Annotated in this window: 22 protein-coding genes; 17 read left to right on the top strand and 5 right to left on the bottom strand. The window is 68.7% G+C overall.

Translation table 11 applies throughout. The annotated features are described in order from the left end of the window. Positions 1 to 415, top strand: a 415-nt coding sequence (locus ACTWQJ_RS18105) for a ubiquinone/menaquinone biosynthesis methyltransferase (RefSeq protein ID WP_443307659.1), incomplete at its 5' end; no start/stop codon positions are given. Positions 416 to 449: 34 nt separating this feature from the next. On the opposite strand, the gene ACTWQJ_RS18100 is transcribed toward ACTWQJ_RS18105, so the two are convergent. Together ACTWQJ_RS18100 and ACTWQJ_RS18095 are read right to left on the bottom strand one after the other, a co-directional pair. Beyond that, entirely contained in the window at positions 450 to 788 is a 339-nt protein-coding gene (locus ACTWQJ_RS18100) for a PASTA domain-containing protein (protein WP_224733301.1), read from the bottom strand. A gap of 99 nt (positions 789 to 887) precedes the next feature. Then, positions 888 to 1397, bottom strand: a complete 510-nt coding sequence (locus ACTWQJ_RS18095; protein ID WP_443307658.1) for a GNAT family N-acetyltransferase — start codon at positions 1395 to 1397, stop codon at positions 888 to 890. A 97-nt stretch (positions 1398 to 1494) separates the two neighbouring features. Between ACTWQJ_RS18095 and ACTWQJ_RS18090 the strand changes: the two genes are divergently transcribed. After that, a complete protein-coding gene (locus tag ACTWQJ_RS18090; protein WP_443307657.1) occupies positions 1495 to 2814 on the top strand; it encodes a geranylgeranyl reductase family protein in 1320 nt (439 codons plus the stop codon). Here the strand turns inward: ACTWQJ_RS18090 and def are convergent, their stop codons facing one another. Together def and ACTWQJ_RS18080 are read right to left on the bottom strand one after the other, a co-directional pair. Then, positions 2815 to 3441: a peptide deformylase gene (gene def, locus ACTWQJ_RS18085; protein ID WP_443307656.1), complete on the bottom strand. Its 627-nt coding sequence runs from the start codon at positions 3439 to 3441 to the stop codon at positions 2815 to 2817. Positions 3442 to 3722: 281 nt separating this feature from the next. Beyond that, complete coding sequence (locus ACTWQJ_RS18080) at positions 3723 to 4559, bottom strand: C40 family peptidase (protein WP_443307655.1); 837 nt, start codon at positions 4557 to 4559, stop codon at positions 3723 to 3725. Positions 4560 to 5273: 714 nt separating this feature from the next. Between ACTWQJ_RS18080 and ACTWQJ_RS18075 the strand changes: the two genes are divergently transcribed. The 14 genes from ACTWQJ_RS18075 to nuoN are packed head-to-tail and all read left to right on the top strand — an operon-like array spanning position 5274 to position 21265. Continuing rightward, a complete protein-coding gene (locus tag ACTWQJ_RS18075) occupies positions 5274 to 5633 on the top strand; it encodes an NADH-quinone oxidoreductase subunit A (RefSeq protein ID WP_007383963.1) in 360 nt (119 codons plus the stop codon). Between the two features lie 14 nt (positions 5634 to 5647). Next, complete coding sequence (locus ACTWQJ_RS18070) at positions 5648 to 6202, top strand: NuoB/complex I 20 kDa subunit family protein (RefSeq protein ID WP_443307654.1); 555 nt, start codon at positions 5648 to 5650, stop codon at positions 6200 to 6202. Continuing rightward, complete coding sequence (locus ACTWQJ_RS18065) at positions 6199 to 6942, top strand: NADH-quinone oxidoreductase subunit C (protein ID WP_443307653.1); 744 nt, start codon at positions 6199 to 6201, stop codon at positions 6940 to 6942. Before ACTWQJ_RS18070 ends, ACTWQJ_RS18065 begins: the two co-directional genes overlap by 4 nt. After that, entirely contained in the window at positions 6939 to 8270 is a 1332-nt protein-coding gene (locus tag ACTWQJ_RS18060) for an NADH-quinone oxidoreductase subunit D (RefSeq protein ID WP_443307652.1), read from the top strand. Before ACTWQJ_RS18065 ends, ACTWQJ_RS18060 begins: the two co-directional genes overlap by 4 nt. Further along, positions 8267 to 9139, top strand: a complete 873-nt coding sequence (gene nuoE / locus ACTWQJ_RS18055; RefSeq protein ID WP_443307651.1) for an NADH-quinone oxidoreductase subunit NuoE — start codon at positions 8267 to 8269, stop codon at positions 9137 to 9139. The genes ACTWQJ_RS18060 and nuoE overlap by 4 nt, the downstream gene beginning before the upstream one ends. Continuing rightward, positions 9139 to 10488, top strand: a complete 1350-nt coding sequence (gene nuoF / locus ACTWQJ_RS18050; protein WP_443307650.1) for an NADH-quinone oxidoreductase subunit NuoF — start codon at positions 9139 to 9141, stop codon at positions 10486 to 10488. Before nuoE ends, nuoF begins: the two co-directional genes overlap by 1 nt. Further along, positions 10485 to 12989: an NADH-quinone oxidoreductase subunit G gene (locus ACTWQJ_RS18045; RefSeq protein ID WP_443307649.1), complete on the top strand. Its 2505-nt coding sequence runs from the start codon at positions 10485 to 10487 to the stop codon at positions 12987 to 12989. The genes nuoF and ACTWQJ_RS18045 overlap by 4 nt, the downstream gene beginning before the upstream one ends. Further along, entirely contained in the window at positions 12986 to 14350 is a 1365-nt protein-coding gene (nuoH, locus tag ACTWQJ_RS18040) for an NADH-quinone oxidoreductase subunit NuoH (protein WP_443307648.1), read from the top strand. Before ACTWQJ_RS18045 ends, nuoH begins: the two co-directional genes overlap by 4 nt. Beyond that, a complete protein-coding gene (gene nuoI, locus ACTWQJ_RS18035; RefSeq protein ID WP_443307647.1) occupies positions 14343 to 14945 on the top strand; it encodes an NADH-quinone oxidoreductase subunit NuoI in 603 nt (200 codons plus the stop codon). The genes nuoH and nuoI overlap by 8 nt, the downstream gene beginning before the upstream one ends. Continuing rightward, positions 14942 to 15784: an NADH-quinone oxidoreductase subunit J gene (locus ACTWQJ_RS18030; protein ID WP_443307646.1), complete on the top strand. Its 843-nt coding sequence runs from the start codon at positions 14942 to 14944 to the stop codon at positions 15782 to 15784. The genes nuoI and ACTWQJ_RS18030 overlap by 4 nt, the downstream gene beginning before the upstream one ends. Next, complete coding sequence (nuoK, locus tag ACTWQJ_RS18025; protein ID WP_129799341.1) at positions 15781 to 16080, top strand: NADH-quinone oxidoreductase subunit NuoK; 300 nt, start codon at positions 15781 to 15783, stop codon at positions 16078 to 16080. The genes ACTWQJ_RS18030 and nuoK overlap by 4 nt, the downstream gene beginning before the upstream one ends. A 15-nt stretch (positions 16081 to 16095) precedes the next feature. Continuing rightward, positions 16096 to 18042, top strand: coding sequence for an NADH-quinone oxidoreductase subunit L (nuoL, locus tag ACTWQJ_RS18020; RefSeq protein WP_443307645.1), 1947 nt, complete (start codon positions 16096 to 16098; stop codon positions 18040 to 18042). 5 nt (positions 18043 to 18047) lie between these two features. Beyond that, entirely contained in the window at positions 18048 to 19619 is a 1572-nt protein-coding gene (locus ACTWQJ_RS18015) for an NADH-quinone oxidoreductase subunit M (RefSeq protein ID WP_443307644.1), read from the top strand. Next, positions 19616 to 21265, top strand: coding sequence for an NADH-quinone oxidoreductase subunit NuoN (gene nuoN / locus ACTWQJ_RS18010; RefSeq protein WP_409470285.1), 1650 nt, complete (start codon positions 19616 to 19618; stop codon positions 21263 to 21265). Before ACTWQJ_RS18015 ends, nuoN begins: the two co-directional genes overlap by 4 nt. A gap of 78 nt (positions 21266 to 21343) precedes the next feature. On the opposite strand, the gene ACTWQJ_RS18005 is transcribed toward nuoN, so the two are convergent. Beyond that, positions 21344 to 21946 (bottom strand): Uma2 family endonuclease, encoded by a 603-nt coding sequence (locus ACTWQJ_RS18005; RefSeq protein WP_443307643.1) that lies wholly within the window; start codon positions 21944 to 21946, stop codon positions 21344 to 21346. Positions 21947 to 22140: 194 nt separating this feature from the next. On the opposite strand from ACTWQJ_RS18005, the gene recQ reads away from it, so the two are divergent. Beyond that, positions 22141 to 23992: DNA helicase RecQ (gene recQ, locus ACTWQJ_RS18000; protein WP_443307642.1), on the top strand; the 1852-nt coding region annotated here is incomplete at its 3' end.

The following is a 23992-nucleotide window of genomic DNA, read 5'->3' as shown; positions in this document are numbered from 1 at the left end:
CCCCTGGCTGCCGCTGACGGCGGGCGACGCGACGCGGCTGCCCTTCAGGGACGACGTGTTCGACGCCGTCACCATCTCCTTCGGGCTGCGCAACGTACAGGACACGGACGCCGCGCTGCGCGAGATGTACCGGGTGACCCGGCCGGGCGGGCGGGTCGTGATCTGCGAGTTCTCGCATCCGACCTGGGAGCCGTTCCGCAAGGTGTACACCGAGTACCTGATGCGGGCGCTGCCGCCGGTCGCCCGGGCGGTGTCGTCGAACCCGGATGCGTACGTCTACCTCGCCGAGTCCATCCGCGCCTGGCCCGACCAGCCCGCGCTGGCCGAACGGCTGCGCAAGGCCGGCTGGTCGAGGGTGGCGTGGCGGAACCTCACGGGTGGAGTGGTGGCCCTGCACCGGGGGTTCAAGGCCTGAAGCCACCTTCAGGGCAGGCCTCAGGGGCGGGCGCTCACCGGATCACCTCGAACGCGTCCCCCGGTGCGTCCAGCTCGCGTTGCAGCCCGCCGCCGGGCGGCTTCGGCAGGCGCGGTTCGCGGACGCCCGCACCTCCGCCACCCCCGCCCTCACCGAAGTCGAACCACACGGTGACGACGGCACCGCGGGGCACCTCGACGCCGGGCAGCGGGTACTGCCGTACGACGTAGTCGACGACGGTGAGATGGAAGTCGGGCCGGTCGGGCGCGGCGAGCAGCACTCCGTGTGTCTCGGCCGTCTCGCGGGCGTCCACGGCCATCAGTCCGACGAACTTGGGCACGCGCACTTCGGGCGTCTTGGGTGTGATGCGCACAGATGTCACCCCCCAGCGGTACTGGCAGGGTAGCCGCCCGGGGTGCGCTCCGGAAGCATCAAGTGGCTTTCTGTAGCTGTCCGTTACAGTCTGTCACGTCTATTGCAGCTCGAGTCGGTAGCAGTGCCCCAGCAGATCCGACTCGGGGCTGGTGAAGGTCTCGGCCAGGTGCATGCCCAGCCGCTGGGTGACCGCGATCGACCGTGTGTTGCGTGCGTTGACCATGGCCACCACGCTGCCCACGCCCGTCGCGCGCACCCGTTCCAGCGTCATCTGCGCGGCCGCGGTGACGTACCCCCGGCCCCAGTGCTCCCGCCCGAGCCGCCACCCGATCTCGATCTCGCCCTTCGGGCCCCACTCACGCGGCCACGGCTGCGCGCCGGTGAAGCCGATGACCCGGTCCTCCGCGTCGAGCATCGTCCACAGACAGAAGCCCAGCTCGGCGTCGTGCTTGCGCTGGCGGGCGGTGAGCTCCTCGTAGACGGACAGGTCGGCGGACTTGCCGCCGTGGAACTCCATGACGTCCGGGTGGTCGAAAACCCGGTGCCACGCCACGGCGTCCTCGTCGGTGGGGACACGCAGCCGTACCACGGGGAGAGCTCGGTTCACTGGGTATCCCTTCAGCCGGTTGATCAATTCTGCTGCATAGACTGCCCATGTCCAGTGCCGGTCGGCACACAGTTTCCGAACTTGGGGAGATCCAGCCGTGACCGCCGTGACCGAGCCCCACTCCCAGCCTGTCTCCGAGCCCTTCTCCGAGAACACCGCCGATGTGATCGTCGTGGGCGCGGGACCGGCCGGCTCCACGACGGCGTACCACCTCGCCAAGGCCGGACTCGACGTACTGCTCCTGGAGAAGACCGAGTTCCCGCGCGAGAAGGTCTGCGGCGACGGCCTCACCCCACGCGCCACCAAGCAGCTCGTGGCGATGGGCATCGACATCTCCGAGGAAGCCGGCTGGCTGCGCAACAAGGGGCTCAGGATCATCGGCGGCGGTGTGCGGCTGCAGCTGGACTGGCCGGATCTCGCCTCCTTCCCCGACTACGGCCTGGTCCGCAAGCGCGACGACTTCGACGAGCAGCTCGCCCGGCAGGCCCAGAAGGCCGGCGCCCGGCTGTACGAGCGCTGCAACGTCGGCGCCCCGGTCATCGACGACCGCACCGGCCGCATCACCGGCGTACACGCCAAGCTCGGTGAGGAGAAGCGCGAGGTCACCTTCCACGCGCCGCTCGTAGTGGCCGCCGACGGCAACTCCACCCGACTCTCCCTCGCGATGGGCCTGCACCGCCGCGAGGACCGCCCGATGGGCGTCGCGGTCCGTACGTACTTCACCTCCCCGCGCCACGAGGACGACTACCTGGAGTCCTGGCTGGAGCTGTGGGACCGCCGCGGTCCCGGCGAGGACCGGCTGCTCCCCGGCTACGGCTGGATCTTCGGCATGGGCGACGGTACGTCCAATGTGGGCCTCGGAGTGCTGAACACCTCCGACTCCTTCAAGGAGCTGGACTGGCGGGAGGTGCTGAAGGCGTGGTGCGCGTCCATGCCCGAGGAATGGGGCTACACGCCGGACAACATGACCGGGCCCATCCGCGGGGCGGCGTTGCCGATGGCCTTCAACCGCCAGCCGCACTACACGAAGGGGCTGCTGCTGGTCGGCGACGCCGGCGGCCTGGTGAACCCCTTCAACGGTGAGGGCATCGCCTACGCCATGGAGTCCGGTCAGATCGCCGCCGACGTCATCGTCCAGGCGCACGCGCGGGCCACGCCGGCCCAGCGGGAGGCCGCGCTCCAGCGCTACCCGCGCGTGCTCAAGGACACCTACGGCGGCTACTACACCCTCGGCCGCGCCTTCGTGAAGCTCATCGGCAACCCGAAGGTCATGAAGATCGCGGCCCAGCGCGGCCTCACGCACCCCATGCTCATGAGGTTCACCCTGAAGCTCCTCGCCAACCTCACCGACCCGACGGGCGGCGACGCAATGGACCGGATCATCAACGGGCTGACCAAGGTAGCCCCGAAGGCCTGATCAGCCGCTCAACGCGGCTGCCTTCGCGGCCCGGCGGGCGAACACCTGCTCCCGCCGGTCCGCCACCTGCCGCAGCGCATCTTTCCGCTCCCGGCTGGAGAGCCGGTCCAGGTACACGTGCCCGTTGACATGATCGGTCTCGTGCGCGAGGCACCGGGCGAAGTACCCGGTCCCCTCGGTCACCAGCGGCCGGCCCTCCTGGTCGTACCCGCGGACGACGGCCCGGTCCGGACGCGCTACGCCCATCACGGCGCCCGGCACCGACAGACAGCCCTCGCCCTCGTCGAGCAGCCGTCGCCCGGCCGGGTCGAGCGGTTCCAGCACCGGGTTGACGATGTGTCCGACATGTCGGACACCGTCGTCGTCCGGACAGTCGTACACGAACAGGCGCAAATCGACGCCGACTTGGTTCGCCGCGAGTCCTGCCCCGTCGGCGATGTGCATGGTCAGGAACATGTCGTCGATGAGCGCGGCGAGATCGGGCCCGAACTCGGTGACGTCCCGGCACGGCTTGTGCAGGACCTCCTCACCGACCTCGGTGATCCGCCGCACCGACCCGCGCCGGGCCTCGGGCGCGAGCGGGGGATACGAGTCGACGGGCCGTCCCTGCACGAAGACACTTGGCATCGCTGTCTCTCCTTCTGCTGACCGGTGTTGGTGAGGGTGCCGTAGGCGGCCGGAATCGGCCTTCCGGCCGTTACCGCCCGTCCCTACCCTTCCGCACTCATGACAGCAGAACACTCGCAGCAGCCTCAGGAGCAGACCGGTCACGCCCGCAGACGCTTCCTCGCGGGCGCCGGGGGAGCGGCCCTCGCCTCAAGGAGCCGCCGGCAGCGCGGTCCCGCGCATACGGAAGGGCCGCAGCCCCCGAGCGGCTGCGGCCCTTCCGTATGTCGATGTGCCCTGCGTCAGAGGACGCGCACCGCGCCCGACGCCGGGTAGCCGGAGAGGTCCTGGATGACGACGCCCTTGGAGGGGTTGGCCGCGTCCAGGTACTGGCCGTTCCCGATGTACACACCCGTGTGGTACGCCGAACCCTTGCCGCCCCAGTACAGGATGTCGCCGACCTGGATGTCGGACAGGGGGATGTCGGTGCCGACCGTCGACTGGTCCTGCGACACGCGGGGGAGGTCCACGCCGACCTGCTTGAAGGCGGCCTGGACGAGGCTGGAGCAGTCCCAGGCGTTGGGGCCGGTGGCGCCCATGACGTAGGCGTCGCCCACCTGCGCCTGGAGGAAGGAGATGACCGTCGCCACGCTGCCGCTGGCCGGCGCGGACGCCGTCGTGGAGGCCTCGGCGGTTGTGGAGAGGGTGGCCCGCTCGGCGTCGCGCGCGGCCCGCTCGGCGGCGGCCTGCCGTGCTTCCTCCGCGGCCTTCTTGCGGGCCTCGGCCTTCTTCTTGGCCTCCGCGAGGTCGGCCTTGGCCTCCTTGGCGGCCTGGGCGGCGGCCGCGTCACGCTCGGCCTGCAGCTCGTAGTTCGCGGCCGCCTGCTGGGTGACGTCCGCGGACTGGGCGACCTGGACGGACAGGTCGGCCGTCAGGGTGGGCAGTTCGAGCGTCTGCGTCACCGGCTCGGCAGCGTTCGCCGAAGCCGACGCACCCGCCACTGCCACGGTGCTGAGGATGCCACCGGCAACTCCGGCCCGCATCGCGAGCGTCGAGGCGCTGCGCGGGCGGGGTTTTCGGTGGCTTCGTATGTGAGCGGTGTGGGACATGGGAACAACCGGTATCAGGGGCTCCTCCATACCTTCAAGAAACGTGTGGTGCGCCACAGTTGTTCAATCGGCACCCCGAATCCCTGGGACTCAGTTCCTTATTGATGCCGTAACGGACATTGCGGACGCGACCCATCAAGCCTGTGATCATGGGCTTTCTTCGTTTGGTCCGAATTGCCCCCCGCTTACCACTCGTTGGGGTGGTTGGCCAAGCCTCCTTCTTGGGCGCCTCTCATGGATGTGACGGAGGTCACGGAACGGTCACCGCGGTCGCGGCGTCTGCCGCGTGCATCCGCCCGTGTCGCTCGTGAATGCGTGCACGCGTCCACATCCCGGCGCCCTTCTACCCCTGATGTGTGAACGCGGCCCACTATCAGGGCACGACGTCCATCGCCAATTTGCATGCAACGGAAGTCTCTTGATATTGAGACGCCCCCTCCGAGCTGCGCCGACGAGCAGAAATGTCACGTCTGGTGATCACTTGAACGCTTCATGCGCGAAGATCGCCGCTCATCCGACTTCATGATCCTTCATCAGGTGGTGGAGATCACAAAGCTTGTGGAATACCCCGTGTCGCAGATCACAGAGCGGCGGGCATAAGATGCGAGGCAGTTGGGCTTGTGACCTGCTTCACATGTTCTCGATCTTCGCCGGGACGAGCGGGGTTCGTGGGGCCGGTGAGGCAGGTGTGAAGCCTGATGCAAACCGCCAGCAGTCAGTGCCGACTGAGAGGAGCGAGGAGCGGTGAACGCGTATGCGCCCATCCTCGTACTGGGAGCCCTCGGGGCAGGCTTTGCGATCTTCTCCGTGGTCATGGCCACGCTGATCGGTCCGAAGCGGTACAACCGGGCCAAGCTCGAGGCCTATGAGTGCGGTATCGAGCCGACCCCCACGCCGGCCGGTGGCGGGCGCTTCCCCATCAAGTACTACCTGACGGCGATGCTCTTCATCGTCTTCGACATCGAGATCGTCTTCCTCTACCCCTGGGCCGTCACGTTCGACGCCCTGGGGGTGTTCGGGCTCGTGGAGATGCTGCTCTTCGTGCTCACCGTCTTCGTCGCGTACGCGTACGTGTGGCGGCGCGGCGGCCTGGAATGGGACTGAGGGGCCTTTAAGTCATGGGACTCGAAGAAAAGCTGCCGAGCGGTTTCCTGCTGACCACCGTCGAGCAGGCCGCGGGCTGGGTGCGCAAGGCGTCGGTCTTCCCCGCCACGTTCGGCCTCGCCTGCTGTGCCATCGAGATGATGACCACCGGCGCAGGCCGCTACGACCTGGCGCGCTTCGGCATGGAGGTCTTCCGCGGTTCACCCCGGCAGGCGGACCTGATGATCGTCGCCGGCCGGGTCAGCCAGAAGATGGCGCCCGTGCTGCGGCAGGTCTACGACCAGATGCCGAACCCCAAGTGGGTGATCTCCATGGGCGTGTGCGCGTCCTCGGGCGGCATGTTCAACAACTACGCCATCGTCCAGGGCGTCGATCACATCGTCCCGGTCGACATCTATCTCCCCGGCTGCCCGCCCCGGCCGGAGATGCTGATGGACGCGATCCTCAAGCTCCACCACAAGATCCAGACCTCCAGGCTCGGCGTGAACGCCGAGGAGGCGGCCCGGGAGGCGGAGGAAGCGGCGCTCAAGGCCCTGCCGACGATCGAGATGAAGGGGCTGCTGCGATGAGCGACGTGAACGGCACCAACGGGGTCAACCCCGAGAAGGAGCTCGGCGCCTCCAACCTCCCCGGACAGCGCGGCGAGCACGGTGAGGAGATCCGCGTCCAGCGCGGCATGTTCGGCGCCAACAACGGCGGCGACACCTCCGGCTATGGCGGCCTGGTCCGCCCGGTCCGGCTCCCGGGCCCGGCGGCCCGCCCCTACGGCGGCTGGTTCGACGAGGTCGCCGACGAGCTCGAGGGCGCACTGGAGGAGCAGGGCCTGCTCCCCGAGAACGCCATCGAGAAGACGGTCGTCGACCGCGGCGAACTCACCTTCCACATCGAACGCGAGCACCTGGTCCGCGTCGCCCGCACCCTGCGCGACGACCCGGCCCTGCGCTTCGAACTGTGCACCGGCGTCAGCGGCGTCCACTACCCGAACGACAAGGGCCGCGAGCTGCACGCCGTCTACCACCTGCGCTCGATCACCCACAACCGGCTGATCCGCCTCGAAGTCAGCGCCCCCGACAGCGACCGGCACATCCCGTCGCTGGTCTCCGTCTATCCGACCAACGACTGGCACGAGCGCGAGACCTACGACTTCTTCGGCATCGTCTTCGACGGTCACCCGGCCCTGACGCGGATCATGATGCCGGACGACTGGCAGGGCCATCCGCAGCGCAAGGACTACCCCCTCGGCGGCATCCCCGTCGAGTACAAGGGCGCCCAGATCCCGGCTCCGGACCAGCGGAGGTCGTACTCGTGAGCACGCACTCAACAGCCGCCGCGTCGGCACGCGAGACCACCGAGGGCACCGTATATACGGTCACCGGTGGCGACTGGGACGAGGTCGTCCAGTCCGCGGCCCGGGCCGACGACGAACGCATCGTCGTCAACATGGGCCCCCAGCACCCGTCCACCCACGGCGTGCTCCGCCTCATCCTGGAGATCGAGGGCGAGACGGTCACCGAGGCCCGCTGCGGCATCGGCTACCTCCACACCGGCATCGAGAAGAACCTCGAGTACCGGACCTGGACGCAGGGCACCACGTTCGTGACGCGCATGGACTACCTGACGTCCTTCTACAACGAGGCCGCCTACTGCCTCGCCGTCGAGAAACTCCTCGGCATCGAGGACCAGATCCCCGACCGGGCCACGATCATCCGGGTGCTCCTGATGGAGCTGAACCGGTTGTCCTCCCACCTGGTGGCCATCGCCACCGGCGGCATGGAACTCGGCGCCACCACGATCATGATCTACGGATTCCGTGATCGTGAAATGATTCTCGACATCTACGAGCTCATCACGGGCCTCAGGATGAACCACGCGTACATCCGGCCCGGCGGACTCGCCCAGGACCTGCCGCCCGGCGCGGTGGACCAGATCCGCGAGTTCGTGAAGAAGATGAAGAAGAACCTCCCGGAGTACGACAAGCTCGCCACCGGGAACCCCATCTTCAAGGCCCGCATGCAGGACATCGGCTATCTCGACCTGGCCGGCTGCATGGCCCTCGGCGCCACCGGCCCGATCCTGCGCGCCACCGGCCTGCCGCACGACCTGCGCAAGGCCCAGCCGTACTGCGGCTACGAGACGTACGACTTCGACATCCCGACCGCAGACACCTGCGACGCATACGGCCGCTTCCTGATCCGCCTCGAGGAGATGCGCCAGTCGCTCAGGATCGTCGAGCAGTGCCTGGACCGGCTGCAGCCGGGACCGGTCATGGTCGCCGACAAGAAGATCGCCTGGCCGGCCCAGCTCGCCCTGGGACCGGACGGACTGGGCAACTCCCTCGACCACATCAAGAAGATCATGGGCACCTCCATGGAGGCCCTGATCCACCACTTCAAGCTGGTGACCGAGGGCTTCCGCGTCCCGCCGGGACAGGCGTACACGGCGGTCGAGTCGCCCAAGGGCGAGCTCGGGGTGCACGCCGTGTCCGACGGCGGCACCCGCCCCTACCGGGTCCACTTCCGCGACCCGTCCTTCACCAACCTGCAGGCCATGGCGGCGATGTGCGAGGGCGGCCAGGTCGCTGACGTCATCGTCGCCGTCGCGTCCATCGACCCCGTGATGGGAGGCGTCGACCGGTGACCACCAGTTCCTCGGATCGGGGCGTCAGCCTGGGCATGCCCGAACTGCCCGCGCCCGACTACCCGGACGACGTTCGAGCCCGGCTCGAGCGGGACGCGCGCGAGATCATCGCCCGCTACCCCGACTCCCGGTCCGCTCTCCTGCCGTTGCTGCACCTGGTGCAGTCGGAGGAGGGCCATGTCACGCGCACCGGAATGCGGTTCTGCGCGGACATGCTGGACCTGACCACGGCGGAGGTCACCGCGGTCGCCACCTTCTACACCATGTACCGGCGCAGGCCCTCCGGTGACTACCAGGTCGGGGTGTGCACCAACACGCTGTGCGCGGTGATGGGCGGTGACGCGATCTTCGAGGCGCTCCAGGAGCACCTGGGCGTCGGCAACGGCGAGACCACCGACGACGGCAAGGTGACCCTGGAGCACATCGAGTGCAACGCGGCCTGCGACTTCGCGCCGGTCGTGATGGTCAACTGGGAGTTCTTCGACAACCAGACCGTGGACAGCGCGAAGCGCCTGGTGGACGACCTGCGCGCGGGAGCACAGGTCACGCCGACCCGCGGGGCCCCGCTGTGCACGTTCAAGGAGACCGCCCGGATCCTGGCGGGCTTCCCCGACGAGCGGTCCGGGGCCGTCGAGGCGACCGGCAGCGCGGGACCCGCTTCGCTGGTGGGTCTCCGCCTGGCCAGGGGAGAGACCGCACCCGCGCGCGTGGTCCACCCCCGGGAGGGCGGACCGCACGACGAGCCGCAGGACAGGGCCGTACACGAGCCGTCGCCCGCCGAACACCTCAGCTCGCACGACGCGCCGCAGGACACATCGGCATCCGACCCCGCGCACCCCGCCGGGCCTGTCGCAGAGGAGGGGGAGTGATGACGTTGGCACCCGAGCTCAAGGACCCGAGCCCCGAGAAGCTGCTCGCACCCGTGCTGTCGGCCTTCTGGGACGAGGACAGTTCCTGGACGCTGGACGTGTACCGAAGGCACGAGGGATACGAAGGGCTCCGCAAGGCGCTCGCGATGTCGCCGGACGACCTCATCGCGTACGTCAAGGACTCCGGGCTGCGCGGCCGCGGCGGCGCGGGATTCCCGACGGGAATGAAATGGCAGTTCATTCCCCAGGGTGATGGAAAACCGCACTATCTAGTTGTCAACGCCGACGAATCGGAGCCCGGAACCTGCAAGGACATTCCGCTCCTCTTCGCGAACCCGCACAGCCTCATCGAGGGCATGATCATTGCGTGTTATGCCATCAGGTCGTCGCATGCCTTCATCTATCTGCGTGGTGAAGTCGTCCCCGTATTGCGGCGGTTGCACTCAGCTGTCGCTGAGGCCTACGCGGCCGGCTACCTCGGCAAGAACATCCTGGGCAGCGGACTCGACCTCGACATCACCGTGCACGCGGGCGCGGGCGCGTACATCTGCGGTGAGGAGACCGCACTGCTGGACTCGCTCGAGGGCCGCCGTGGTCAACCGCGGCTCCGTCCCCCCTTCCCTGCTGTCGCGGGCCTCTATGCGTGCCCGACTGTGGTGAACAACGTCGAGTCGATCGCGTCGGTTCCCGCCATCCTGAAGAACGGCAAGGAATGGTTCAGGTCAATGGGCAGCGAGAAGTCCCCGGGCTTCACGCTCTACTCGCTCAGCGGCCACGTCGCGAGCCCTGGCCAGTACGAGGCCCCGCTCGGCATCACACTGCGCCAACTTCTCGACATGAGCGGCGGGATGCGACCCGGCCACCGTCTGAAGTTCTGGACGCCGGGCGGCTCCTCGACACCGATGTTCACCGACGAGCATCTCGATGTCCCTCTTGACTACGAAGGAGTGGGCGCCGCGGGTTCCATGCTCGGCACGAAAGCCCTGCAGTGCTTCGACGAGACGACCTGCGTCGTGCGCGCCGTCACCCGCTGGACCGAGTTCTACGCCCACGAGTCCTGCGGCAAGTGCACACCCTGCCGCGAAGGCACGTACTGGCTCGTGCAGTTGCTGCGCGACATCGAGGCCGGCAAGGGCGTGATGAGTGACCTCGACAAGCTGAACGACATCGCCGACAACATCAACGGCAAGTCCTTCTGTGCCCTCGGCGACGGTGCCGCCTCGCCGATCTTCTCCTCGCTGAAGTACTTCCGCGAGGAGTACGAGCAGCACATCACGGGCCGCGGCTGCCCCTTCGACCCGGCCAAGTCGACGGCCTGGGCCGATCACCGCACGGAGGTGAACGCATGACCGTGACCACCAGCGCTCCCTCGGGTGGGGGAGAGGCGGCGGTCCCGCCGGAAGATCTGGTGACGCTGACGATCGACGGCATCGAGATCAGCGTGCCCAAGGGCACCCTGGTCATCCGGGCCGCCGAGCAGCTCGGCATCGAGATCCCCCGGTTCTGCGACCATCCCCTCCTCGACCCGGCCGGCGCCTGCCGCCAGTGCATCGTCGAGGTCGAGGGCCAGCGCAAGCCCATGGCGTCCTGCACCATCACCTGCACCGACGGGATGGTGGTGAAGACCCACCTCACCTCGCCGGTCGCCGAGAAGGCCCAGAAGGGTGTGATGGAGCTGCTGCTCATCAACCACCCGCTGGACTGCCCGGTCTGCGACAAGGGCGGCGAGTGCCCGCTGCAGAACCAGGCAATGTCGCACGGCAACGCCGAGTCCCGCTTCGAGGGCAGGAAGCGGACCTTCGAGAAGCCGGTCCCGATCTCCACACAGGTGCTGCTCGACCGCGAGCGGTGCGTGCTGTGCGCGCGCTGCACCCGGTTCTCCAACCAGGTCGCCGGTGACCCGATGATCGAGCTGCTCGAGCGCGGCGCGCTCCAGCAGGTCGGCACCGGTGAGGGCGACCCCTTCGAGTCGTACTTCTCCGGGAACACCATCCAGATCTGCCCGGTCGGCGCACTCACCTCGGCGGCGTACCGCTTCCGCTCCCGCCCCTTCGACCTCGTCTCCTCGCCCTCCGTGTGCGAGCACTGCTCCGGCGGCTGCGCCACGCGCACCGACCACCGGCGCGGCAAGGTCATGCGGCGGCTCGCCGCCAACGACCCCGAGGTCAACGAGGAGTGGATCTGCGACAAGGGGCGCTTCGCGTTCCGGTACGCGCAGCTGCGGGACCGGCTGGAGACGCCTCTGGTACGCAACCCCGAGGGCGATCTGGTGCCCGCTTCCTGGCCGGAAGCGCTGCAGATCGCCGCCCAGGGACTCCTCGCCTCGCGCGGGCGCACCGGTGTCCTCACGGGCGGCCGTCTCACCATCGAGGACGCCTACGCCTACAGCAAGTTCGCGCGCGTGGCGCTCGACACCAACGACATCGACTTCCGCGCGCGTCCGCACAGCAGCGAGGAGGCCGACTTCCTCGCCGCGCGGATCGCCGGACGCGGCCGCGACCTCGACGGTACGGGCGTCACGTACACCTCCCTGGAGAAGGCGCCCGCCGTCCTGCTGGCCGGGTTCGAGTCGGAGGAGGAGGCCCCCGGCGTCTTCCTGCGGCTGCGCAAGGCCTGGCGCAAGCACGGACAGAAGGTGTTCTCGCTGGCCACGCACACCACGCGTGGTCTGGAGAAGGCCGGCGGCACGCTGCTGCCGGCGGCTCCGGGCACCGAGACCGAGTGGCTGGACGCGCTCGCGAGCGGGGTCGGCCTGGAGGAGGACGGCGCCAGGGCCGCTCAGGCGCTGCGCACCGAGGGTGCGGTGATCGTCGTCGGCGAGCGGCTGGCCGGGGTCGCCGGTGGCCTCACCGCCGCCGTACGGGCCGTCTCCGCGACCGGCGCGCAGCTGGTGTGGATCCCGCGTCGCGCAGGAGAGCGGGGCGCCATCGAAGCGGGCGCGCTGCCGTCGCTGCTGCCGGGCGGACGTCCGGCCACCGACCCACGCGCGCGTGCGGAGGTCGCCGCCGCCTGGGGTGTCGCCGACCTCCCGCACCGCTACGGCCGTGACACCGGCCGGATCATCCAGGCCGCCGCACACGGCGACCTGCAGGCACTGCTGGTCGCGGGCGTGGAGGTCGCCGACCTGCCCGACCCGGCACGCGCGCGTGCAGCCCTCGCCGAAGTCGGCTTCGTGGTGTCGCTCGAACTGCGGCCCAGCGAGGTCACGGAACTCGCGGACGTGGTTCTTCCGGTCGCCGCGGTCGCCGAGAAGGCGGGTGCCTTCCTCAACTGGGAGGGCCGGGTCCGCTTCTTCGAGGCCGCGCTCAAGCCCGACCAGATGAGCCGCCGACTGGCACCCACCGACGCACGCGTGCTGCAGATGCTGGCCGACGCCATGGACGTACACCTGGGTCTGCCGGATCTACGGACCGCGCGCGCGGAGCTGGACCGGCTGGGGGTCTGGGACGGACCGCGGGCCACCGAACCCCTCGAGACGGCGGGCGTGCTGCCGCGTCCGGCGGCCGGGGAGGCCGTCCTGGCCGGGCACCGGCTGCTGCTCGACCGGGGTGTGCTCCAGGAGGGAGACGAGGCGCTCGCCGGGACCCGGCACGCGGCACACGCGCGTGTGTCGCCCGCCACGGCCGCCGAGGCGGGCGTCAAGGACGGCGACGCGCTCGCCGTGACCGGCCCCGCCGGCACCGTCGAACTCCCGCTGCAGATCACCGAGATGCCCGACCGCGTGGTCTGGCTCCCGCTGAACTCGGTCGGCGGCGGCGTCGCCTCCGACACCGGGGCGCTGCCCGGCTCCCTCGTCCGCATCGGCCCGGCGACCCTCGCCGGCGAGGCCCCCAAGGAGGTGGAGGCATGAGCCCGTACCTCGCCGCTGAAGACCTCTCGATGTTCGGCCGCGACCCGTGGTGGCTGATCGCCGTCAAGGCGGTCTTCTGCTTCGCCTTCCTGATGGTGACCGTGCTGTTCTCCATCGTCTGGGAGCGCAAGGTCGTCGCCTGGATGCAGCTGCGCATCGGCCCCAACCGGCACGGCCCCTGGGGCATGCTCCAGTCGCTCGCCGACGGCATCAAGCTGATGCTCAAGGAAGACGTCATCGTCAAACGCGCGGACAAGGTCGTCTACGTCCTCGCGCCGATCGTCGCGGCCATCCCGGCCTTCATGGCGATCGCGGTGATCCCCTTCGGCCCGGCCGGCAACGAGGTCTCGATCTTCGGCCAGCGCACCACGATGCAGCTCACCGACCTGCCGATCGCGATGCTCTACATCCTCGCGGTCGCCTCGGTGGGCATCTACGGCATCGTGCTGGCGGGTTGGAGCTCCGGATCCACCTATCCGCTGCTGGGCGGTCTGCGCGCCTGCGCGCAGATGATCTCGTACGAGATCGCCATGGGCGCCGCGTTCGCCTCCGTCTTCCTCTACTCGGGGTCGATGTCGACCTCGGCGATCGTCGAGGCGCAGGCGGACCGCTGGTACATCATCCTGCTGCCGGTCTCGTTCCTGATCTACATCGTGACGATGGTCGGCGAGACCAACCGCGCCCCGTTCGACATGCCGGAGTCCGAGGGCGACCTGGTCGGCGGTTTCAACACCGAGTACTCGTCGATCAAGTTCGCGATGTTCATGCTCGCCGAGTACGTGAACATGGTGACGGTCTCGGCCGTGTCCGTGACGCTCTTCCTGGGCGGCTGGCGGGCACCCTGGCCGGTCTCCACCTTCTGGGAGGGCGCGAACCACGGCTGGTGGCCGATGCTCTGGTTCGTCCTCAAGGTGCAGCTGCTGCTGTTCTTCTTCATCTGGCTGCGCGGCACGCTCCCGCGGATCCGCTACGACATGCTGATGAAGCTCGGCTGGAAGGTCCTCATCCCGGTCTCCGTGGTCTGGCTGATGCTCGTCGCGACCGTGCGGACCCTGCGCAACGAGAACTACGACTTCGCCGACATCGCCCTCTACGTCGGCGGCGGAGTCCTCGCCCTGCTCCTGCTCTCCTTCGTCGCGGACTTCTTCCGCGAGCGCGGCAAACCCGCGCCCGAACCGCCCGCCCAGGCCGTCGGCTTCGACCCGATGGCGGGCGGATTCCCCGTACCGCCGCTGCCCGGACAGGAGCCGCCGCCGGTTCCGCGACGCAGGTCGCGGCGCGAGCGGGAGCTGATTGTCAGTGGTGGGCCTGATACTCAGAGTGACGAATCTCTGGATGGAAAGGAGGCGTCCGATGGCTGAGGAGCCCAAGGAGACCAAGCCCGGTTTCCAGAACCCCGTGGCCGGCTTCGGCGTGACCTTCAAGGCCATGTTCAAGAAGCGGCTGACCGAGCAGTACCCGGAGCAGCAGAAGACCACCGCCCCCCGGTTCCACGGACGGCACCAGCTCAACCGCCATCCGGACGGCCTGGAGAAGTGCGTCGGCTGCGAGCTGTGCGCCTGGGCCTGCCCCGCCGACGCCATCTATGTGGAGGGCGCGGACAACACCGACGAGGAGCGCTACTCGCCGGGCGAGCGGTACGGGCGCGTGTACCAGATCAACTACGCCCGCTGCATCCTGTGCGGCCTGTGCATCGAGGCGTGCCCCACGCGCGCGCTCACGATGACGAACGATTTCGAGCTGGCCGACTCCACCCGCGCCGACCTCATCTACACCAAGGAGCAGCTGCTCGCCGGCCTCGAAGAGGGCATGGTCGACACGCCCCACGCGATCTACCCGGGAATGGACGAGCAGGACTACTACCGGGGCCTGGTCACCGAGGCCGCGCCCGGCACGGTCCAGCAGGTCGCCGTCTCCAAGGGCGAGAAGCCTTCCGGAGAGGAGGTGGACGCATGAGCATGCAGCTCGCCGCCTACACCACCTCCACCGGAGAGGCCGTCCAGTTCTGGATCCTCGGCACCGTCGCGGTGATCGGCGCCCTGTGCACCGTCTTCATGAAGAAGGCCGTGCACAGCGCGCTCTGCCTGGCCGGCACCATGATCGTCCTGGCGGTGTTCTACCTCGCCAACGGTGCCTACTTCCTGGGCATCGTGCAGATCGTCGTCTACACCGGCGCGATCATGATGCTGTTCCTGTTCGTGGTGATGCTCGTCGGCGTCACCGCGGCGGACTCCCTGAAGGAGACCATCAAGGGCCAGCGCTGGCTGGCCCTGCTGTGCGGGCTCGGCTTCGGCATCCTGCTGGTCGGCGGCATCGGCAACGCCTCCCTGAAGGAGTTCAACGGCCTCGGCCAGGCGAACGCGGGCGGCAACGTGGAGGGCCTGGCGGCCCTCATCTTCACCAAGTACGTCTTCGCCTTCGAACTCACCGGCGTCCTGCTGATCACGGCCGCCGTCGGCGCGATGGTGCTCACCCACCGTGAGCGCACCGAGCGCGCCAAGACCCAGCGCGAGATGTCCGAGCAGCGCGTGCGCGAGGGCAAGTACGTACCGCCGCTGCCGGCGCCCGGTGTGTACGCCCGGCACAACGCCGTGGACATCGCGGGGCTGCTGCCCGACGGCACCCCGTCCGATCTGACCGTCAGCAAGACGCTGCGCGAACGGGGCCAGATCAGGGACGTGTCGACCGAGGCGATCAACGACCTGCGGGCGCTGGAACAGCGCGCGGAGGAACGCCTGGAGCGGAACGCGATCGAGCCGCCGCCGTTCAAGCGGACCGAGGAGGCGTCGAAGTGAACCCCGTCTACTACCTCTATCTCGCCGCCCTGCTGTTCACGATCGGCGCGACCGGCGTGCTGATCCGGCGGAACGCGATCGTGCTGTTCATGTGCATCGAGCTGATGCTCAACGCCTGCAACCTCGCGTTCGTCGCCTTCTCCCGGATGCACGGCAATCTCGACGGCCAGATCATCGCCTTCTTCACGATGGTCGTCGCCGCCGCCGAGGTCGTGGTCGGGCTCGCGATCATCGTGTCGCTGTTCCGTGCCCGTCACTCGGCCTCGGTCGACGACGCCAGCCTGATGAAGCTGTAAGGGGTCGGAAGAATCGTGGAGAACCTGATTGCGCTGCTGATCGCGGCGCCCCTGCTCGGAGCGGCCGTCCTGCTGTGCGGCGGCCGGCGGCTCGATGCCGTCGGCCACTGGATCGGCACGGCCCTCGCGGCCATCTCCTTCGTCCTCGGCGTCGTCCTCTTCGCCGGCCTGCTGGGCAAGGACGCCGAGCACCGGACGCTCACGCAGCACCTGTTCAGCTGGATCCCGGTCGAGGGCTTCCAGGCCGACGTGGCCTTCCAGCTCGACCAGCTGTCGATGACGTTCGTACTGCTGATCACCGGCGTCGGCTCGCTGATCCACCTCTACTCGGTCGGGTACATGGAGCACGACGAGCGGCGCCGCCGCTTCTTCGGCTACCTGAACCTGTTCCTGGCGGCGATGCTGCTGCTCGTCCTCGCCGACAACTACCTGCTGCTGTACGTCGGCTGGGAGGGCGTCGGCCTCGCCTCGTATCTGCTGATCGGCTTCTGGCAGCACAAGCCCAGCGCCGCGACCGCCGCGAAGAAGGCCTTCCTGGTCAACCGTGTCGGCGACATGGGCCTGTCGATCGCGATCATGATCATGTTCACCACCTTCGGCACCTTCGCCTTCGGGCCGGTGCTCGACGGCGTGGGGGACACCTCCGAGGGCACGCTCACCGCCATCGGCCTGCTGCTGCTGCTCGCCGCCTGCGGCAAGTCCGCCCAGGTACCGCTCCAGTCCTGGCTCGGGGACGCGATGGAGGGCCCGACCCCGGTCTCGGCCCTCATCCACGCCGCGACGATGGTGACGGCGGGCGTGTACCTGATCGTCCGTTCCGGAGCGATCTTCAACGCCGCACCCGACGCCCAGCTCGTGGTCACCATCGTGGGTGCGGTCACGCTCCTCTTCGGTGCGATCGTCGGTTGCGCGAAGGACGACATCAAGAAGGCGCTGGCCGGCTCGACCATGTCGCAGATCGGCTACATGATCCTCGCCGCGGGCCTCGGCCCCATCGGCTACATCTTCGCGATCATGCACCTGGTGACGCACGGCTTCTTCAAGGCCGGGCTGTTCCTCGGCGCCGGTTCGGTGATGCACGGCATGAACGACGAGGTCGACATGCGCAAGTACGGCGGCCTGCGCAAGTACATGCCGATCACCTTCGTCACCTTCGGCCTCGGCTACCTCGCGATCATCGGTTTCCCCGGTCTGTCCGGCTTCTTCTCCAAGGACAAGATCATCGAGGCGGCGTTCGCCAAGGGCGGTACCGAGGGATGGATCCTCGGCGGCGCGGCCCTCCTCGGCGCGGCCATCACGGCGTACTACATGACGCGCGTGATGCTGCTGACGTTCTTCGGCGAGGAGCGCTGGCGGCACGCCCCGACACCGTCCCCGGCCGAGCCCAGCGTGGAGCCCGCCGCCGAGCACCGCGGCGAGCACGCGGAGCCGCATCCGCACGAGTCGCCCAAGGTCATGACGATCCCCATGATCCTGCTGGCCGTCGGGTCGGTCTTCGGCGGAGCGTTCTTCAGCATCGGTGACCGCTTCGTGCACTGGCTGGAGCCGGTCACCGGCCATGAGCACGGGCACCCGCCGGTCAGCGCCCTCACGGTCACGCTGGCCACGGTGGCCGTGATGGTGATCGGCGTCGGCATCGCGTACGCGCAGTACGGCCGCCGCCCGGTCCCGGTTGTCGCCCCGCGCGGGTCGCTGCTCACCCGGGTCGCCCGGCGCGACCTGCTCCAGGACGACTTCAACCACGTCGTCCTGGTCCGCGGCGGCGAGCACCTCACGCGCTCCCTGGTGTACGTCGACCACACCCTGGTCGACGGAGTCGTCAACGGCACGGCCGCCTCGGTCGGCGGCCTGTCCGGACGGATGCGCCGACTGCAGAACGGCTACGCGCGCAGTTACGCGGTCTCGATGTTCGGCGGCGCGGCGCTCATCGTCGCCGCGACCCTGCTGATGAGGGCGGTCTGATACCGATGTCCTTTCCTCTGCTGACAGCGACGGCGGCGCTCCCGGCGATCGGGGCGATCGCCACGGCCGCGGTACCGGCCGCGCGGCGCAACGCCGCCAAGTGGCTGGCGCTGCTCGTCTCGCTCGCCACCCTCGCCCTCGCCATCGCGGTCCTGATCCGCTTCGACCCGGACGGCGGCCGCTACCAGCTCACCGAATCCCACGCCTGGATCGCGGACTTCGGGGTGCGATACGAGCTGGGCGTGGACGGCATCGCGGTGGCGCTCATCGCGCTCACGGCGCTGCTGATCCCGTTCATCATCCTCGCGGGCTGGCACGACGCCGACCCGCTGGAGACCGGAAGCAGGCGATGGCGGCCGACACAGGGCTTCTTCGCCCTGATCCTGGCCGTCGAGGCGATGGTGATCCTCTCCTTCGAGGCCACCGACGTCTTCCTCTTCTACATCTTCTTCGAAGCCATGCTCATCCCGATGTACTTCCTCATCGGCGGCTTCGGGGACCGTGCCCACGAGCACGGCGAGGAGGCGGCGTCCACGCAACGCTCGTACGCGGCTGTGAAGTTCCTCCTCTACAACCTGGCCGGTGGTCTGATCATGCTGGCCGCGGTGATCGGCCTCTATGTGGTCGCCGGGAACTTCTCGCTCCAGGAGATCGCCGAGGCACGGGCCAACGGCTCGCTGGACATGGCGACCAGCACCGAACGCTGGCTGTTCCTGGGCTTCTTCTTCGCCTTCGCGGTGAAGGCCCCGCTGTGGCCGCTGCACACCTGGCTGCCGAACGCGATGGGGGAGGCCACCGCCCCGGTCGCGGTGTTGATCACCGCGGTCGTCGACAAGGTGGGCACCTTCGCGATGCTCCGCTTCTGCCTCCAGCTGTTCCCGGAGGCGTCGAAGTGGGCGACACCGGTCATCCTCGTCCTCGCCCTGATCAGCATCATCTACGGGGCGCTGCTCGCGGTCGGCCAGCGGGACATCAAACGACTGGTGGCATACGCGTCGATCTCGCACTTCGGCTTCATCATCATGGGCATCTTCGCGATGACCAGCCAGGGCCAGTCGGGCGCGACGCTGTACATGGTCAACCACGGCATCTCGACGGCCGCGCTGATGCTGGTGGCCGGATTCCTGATCTCGCGCCGCGGCTCGCGGCTCATCGCCGACTACGGAGGAGTGCAGAAGGTCGCCCCGGTGCTCGCCGGCACCTTCCTGATCGGCGGTCTGGCGACGCTGTCGCTGCCCGGACTCGCTCCGTTCGTGAGTGAATTCCTGGTCCTGGTCGGCACGTTCACGCGCTATCCGGCGATCGGCATCATCGCCACCTTCGGCATCGTCCTCGCCGCGCTCTACACCCTCGTCCTCTACCAGCGGACGATGACGGGACCGGTGAAGCCGGAGGTCTCCGCGATGCCGGACCTCAGAGTGCGTGAGCTCGTGGTGGTCGCCCCGCTGGTCGCACTGTTGATCTTCCTGGGTGTCTACCCGAAGCCCGTCACGGACATCGTCAACCCGGCGGTGCAACAGACCATGTCCGACGTACAGAAGACAGACCCTCAGCCCGAGGTGGAGGCGGCCAAGTGAGCGCAACAGCCGTCCACAGCCTGTGGACAACCGCGGCCGATCCCATCGGCAAGATCGACGCGCCGAAGATCGAGTACGCACAACTGTCGCCCATGCTGATCGTCATCGGCGCGGCGATCGTCGGGGTGCTGGTCGAGGCGTTCGTACCGCGCAAATCACGTTATTACGCCCAGATGTTCGTGTCCGTCGTCGGCCTCGCCGCCGCGTTCGCCGCGGCCGTCGCCCTGGCGGCGGACGGATACGGCACCACCAAGGCGCGCATCGCGGCGATGGGCGCGATCGCGGTCGACGGGCCGGCCCTGTTCCTGCAGGGCACGATCCTGCTGGCCGCGCTGGTCGCCCTGTTCACCTTCGCCGAACGGCGACTGGACCCGGCCGCTCACGGCAACCGGGTCGACTCCTTCGCCGCGCAGGCGGCCTCCGTGCCCGGCAGCGACAGCGAGAAGGCCGCGGTGAAGGCCGGTTTCACCACGACCGAGGTCTTCCCGCTGCTGCTCTTCGCGGTCGCCGGCATGCTGCTCTTCCCCGCGGCCAACGACCTGCTGACGCTGTTCGTGGCCCTGGAGGTCTTCTCGCTGCCGCTGTACCTGATGTGTGCGCTGGCCCGTCGCAAGCGGCTGATGTCGCAGGAGGCCGCGGTCAAGTACTTCCTGCTCGGCGCGTTCGCCTCCGCGTTCACGCTGTTCGGCATCGCGATGCTGTACGGCTACTCCGGCTCGATGTCGTACGCGACGATCGCCCGGGTCGTCGACGGCACCATCACCGACGTCACGCCGGCGCTCGCGGACACCATGGGCAACGACGCGCTGCTCCTGCTCGGCGCCGCGCTGATCGTCATGGGGCTGCTGTTCAAGGTGGGCGCTGTCCCGTTCCACATGTGGACCCCGGATGTGTACCAGGGCGCGCCGACGCCGGTGACCGGCTTCATGGCGGCGGCGACCAAGGTGGCCGCGTTCGGCGCGCTGCTGCGGATCCTGTACGTCGTGCTGCCGGGGCTGCGCTGGGACTGGCGGCCGGTGATGTGGGGCGTCGCGATCGTCACCATGCTGGGCGGTGCGATCGTCGCGATCACGCAGACCGACATCAAGCGGCTGCTGGCGTACTCGTCGATCGCGCACGCCGGCTTCATCCTGGCCGGTGTCATCGCGACGAGTCCGGACGGCGTCTCGTCGGTCCTCTTCTACCTGGCGGCGTACTCGTTCGTGACGATCGGCGCGTTCGCGGTGGTGACGCTGGTGCGTGACGCCGGCGGTGAGGCGACGCACCTGTCCAAGTGGGCCGGTCTCGGCCGCCGTTCGCCGCTGGTCGCGGCTGTGTTCGCGGTGTTCCTGCTCGCTTTCGCGGGCATTCCGCTGACCTCCGGGTTCGCCGGGAAGTTCGCCGTGTTCAAGGCGGCGGCGGAGGGCGGGGCGGCACCGCTGGTGGTGGTCGGCGTGATCTCCTCGGCGATCGCCGCGTTCTTCTACATCCGGGTCATCGTGCTGATGTTCTTCAGCGAGCCGCGCCCCGAGGGGCCGACGGTCGCGGTGCCGTCGCCGCTGACGATGACGGCGATCGGGGTGGGGGTTGCGGTGACGCTGGTGTTGGGTGTGGCGCCGCAGTACTTCCTGGATCTGGCGGGGGATGCGGGGGTGTTTGTGCGCTGAGCCGATCCGGACGTGCGGCCGCCCGGCATCCCTGGTCTTGGGGGGCCGGGCGGTCGTGTGTCGGCCGGGAGGCCCCGGCTACTGGCTCTTCTCCCGGCGCGGTTTGATCTTGGTGAGGTCGAGGTCCACCGGGAAGGGGGCGTCCAGCTTCATCCGCTCACGGAAGATGCCCACGCTGGTGTACGCGCGAGTGGTGGGTTCCAGCTCGAAGACGTGCACCACCGCCCGGCCCTTCTCCTTCTCTACCCGCCAGTAGTGGGCGATCCCGGCCCGGGCGTACTTCATCGGCTTGGTCTCACGGTCCCGGGACACGGAATCTGCCGAGACGACCTCGATGGCGAGGACGACGGCTTCGGCGGGGTACCGCGTCTGATCCGGGTCCTCCACAACGTCTTCGCGCACCACGATCACGTCCGGCTCGGGCCGGTTCTGCTCGTCGATGTCGATGGTGAACTCACGGACGACCTCGAAGTCCTCCGGCGCCAGGGACTGGAGTTGCCATTTGAAGAAGTCGACAGCGCGTTCATGAAACAGAGTCTGCGGACTCACGAAGACCAGGCTCCCGTCGATCAGTTCCGTGTGCGGAGGCAGATTCGGGAGGCGGTCCAGGTCGTCGGCGGTCCAGCCGCCTTCCGGCGGGGTCGGCCAGGTGGGCGTGGACGCCTTCGGTGCGACGCTCATCAGTGCTCCCATGGGACGGAGTCTCGCCGGTGCATTCAGACTATCGGCCGGAAACGGGCGCGGCTCCCGCGAACGTGTGAACGATGATCGTGTCCTTGACGGGCCGGGGCAGACCTGTGGATAACTCCGAAGCTGTCAGTCCGGACCCCTATCGTGGACGCAGTGGTCGAAGCGCGACGTACGGGGGCACGGCGATGGGTGGGACAGGCGGGATCGGTGGAATGGCGGCGGTAGCCGAGAGCGAGGCGTTGGCAGCGCTCCACAGGGTCTTCGGGTACGAGGCCTTCCGCGGTGAGCAGGAAGCGGTCATCGAGCATGTCGTGGCCGGCGGTGATGCCGTCGTGCTCATGCCGACCGGTGGCGGAAAGTCGCTCTGCTATCAGATCCCGGCCTTGGTCAGACCGGGTACGGGCATCGTCGTCTCCCCGCTGATCGCGTTGATGCAGGACCAGGTGGACGCGCTGCGGGCGCTGGGCGTGCGAGCCGGGTTCATGAACTCCACGCAGGACTTCGACGAGCGCCGGGTGGTGGAGGCCGAGTTCCAGGCCGGTGAGCTCGATCTGCTCTACCTGGCGCCGGAGCGACTGCGCCTGGAGTCCACGCTGGATCTGCTCTCGCGCGGCAAGATCTCCGTCTTCGCGATCGACGAGGCGCACTGCGTGTCGCAGTGGGGCCACGACTTCCGCCCCGACTATCTGGCGCTGTCGCTGCTCGGCGAGCGCTGGCCCGACGTGCCGCGCATCGCGCTCACGGCGACGGCCACGCATGCGACGCACCAGGAGATCACCCAGCGGCTGAACATGCCGACAGCCCGGCACTTCGTGGCGAGCTTCGACCGGCCCAACATCCAGTACCGGATCGTGCCGAAGGCGGACCCCAAGAAGCAACTGCTGAGCCTCCTGCGTGAGGAGCACTCCGGCGATGCGGGCATCGTCTACTGCCTCTCGCGCAACTCGGTGGAGAAGACGGCCGAGTTCCTCACCCGCAACGGCATCGAGGCGGTGCCGTACCACGCGGGCCTGGACGCGGGCACGCGCGCGGCGCACCAGTCCCGTTTCCTGCGGGAGGAGGGCCTCGTCGTGGTGGCGACCATTGCCTTCGGGATGGGCATCGACAAGCCGGATGTGCGGTTCGTCGCCCACCTGGATCTGCCCAAGTCGGTCGAGGGGTACTACCAGGAGACCGGCCGCGCGGGGCGTGACGGTCTCCCGTCGACGGCATGGATGGCGTACGGACTCAACGACGTCATACAGCAGCGCAAGCTGATCCAGTCGGGCGAGGGCGACGAGGCGTTCCGGCGCCGGGCCGCCGCGCACCTGGACGCGATGCTCGCGCTGTGCGAAACCGCCCAGTGCCGCCGCGGCCAGCTGCTCGCCTACTTCGGCCAGGACCCGGATCCGGCGGGCTGCGGCAACTGCGACACCTGCCTCACCCCGCCCGAGACCTGGGACGGCACTGTCGCGGCGCAGAAGGTGCTGTCGACGGTGGTGCGGCTTCAGCGGGAGCGGAGGCAGAAGTTCGGCGCGGTGCAGATCGTCGACATCCTGCTGGGAAAGCGCACCGGCAAGGTCATCCAGTTCGACCACGATCAGCTCTCCGTGTTCGGCATCGGCGAGGAGCTGACCGAGGGCGAATGGCGGGGCGTCATCCGGCAGTTGCTGGCGCAGGGGCTGCTCGCGGTCGAGGGGGAGTACGGCACGCTGGTGCTGACCGAGGCCAGCGGTTCGGTGCTGCGGCGGGAGCGGGAGGTGCCGCTGCGCAAGGAGCCGAAGAAGCCGGTGACCTCGCGGTCGGCGTCGGCGTCTTCGTCGGGGCGCGGCGCGGGCAAGCCCAAGGCTGCGGCCGCCGAGCTGTCCGAGGAACTGCTGCCGGCCTTCGAGGCTCTGCGCGCCTGGCGCGCCGAACAGGCCCGCGAGCAGGGCGTCCCGGCGTACGTCATCTTCCACGACGCCACGCTCCGGGAGATCGCCACGGCGTGGCCGACGTCGATCGCGGAGCTCGGAGGCATCAGCGGGGTCGGTGAGAAGAAGCTGGCGACGTACGGGG

Origin of the sequence: Streptomyces sp. KR55 (assembly GCF_052245645.1) — a bacterium.
Classification (GTDB): Bacteria; Actinomycetota; Actinomycetes; order Streptomycetales; family Streptomycetaceae; genus Streptomyces; species Streptomyces flavusporus.
Note: the sequence above shows the minus strand (reverse complement) of the source record. Positions and strands in the feature narration are given on the sequence as shown.

Coding starts and splice junctions, on each gene's coding strand:
- def (WP_443307656.1), bottom strand. CDS start 3,441: ATGCCAAGTGTCTTCGTGCAGGGACGGCCCGTCGACTCGTATCCCCCG.
- ACTWQJ_RS18080 (WP_443307655.1), bottom strand. CDS start 4,559: ATGGAGGAGCCCCTGATACCGGTTGTTCCCATGTCCCACACCGCTCAC.
- ACTWQJ_RS18070 (WP_443307654.1), top strand. CDS start 5,648: ATGGGACTCGAAGAAAAGCTGCCGAGCGGTTTCCTGCTGACCACCGTC.
- ACTWQJ_RS18065 (WP_443307653.1), top strand. CDS start 6,199: ATGAGCGACGTGAACGGCACCAACGGGGTCAACCCCGAGAAGGAGCTC.
- nuoF (WP_443307650.1), top strand. CDS start 9,139: ATGACGTTGGCACCCGAGCTCAAGGACCCGAGCCCCGAGAAGCTGCTC.
- ACTWQJ_RS18045 (WP_443307649.1), top strand. CDS start 10,485: ATGACCGTGACCACCAGCGCTCCCTCGGGTGGGGGAGAGGCGGCGGTC.
- nuoH (WP_443307648.1), top strand. CDS start 12,986: ATGAGCCCGTACCTCGCCGCTGAAGACCTCTCGATGTTCGGCCGCGAC.
- nuoI (WP_443307647.1), top strand. CDS start 14,343: ATGGCTGAGGAGCCCAAGGAGACCAAGCCCGGTTTCCAGAACCCCGTG.
- ACTWQJ_RS18030 (WP_443307646.1), top strand. CDS start 14,942: ATGAGCATGCAGCTCGCCGCCTACACCACCTCCACCGGAGAGGCCGTC.
- ACTWQJ_RS18015 (WP_443307644.1), top strand. CDS start 18,048: ATGTCCTTTCCTCTGCTGACAGCGACGGCGGCGCTCCCGGCGATCGGG.
- ACTWQJ_RS18005 (WP_443307643.1), bottom strand. CDS start 21,946: ATGAGCGTCGCACCGAAGGCGTCCACGCCCACCTGGCCGACCCCGCCG.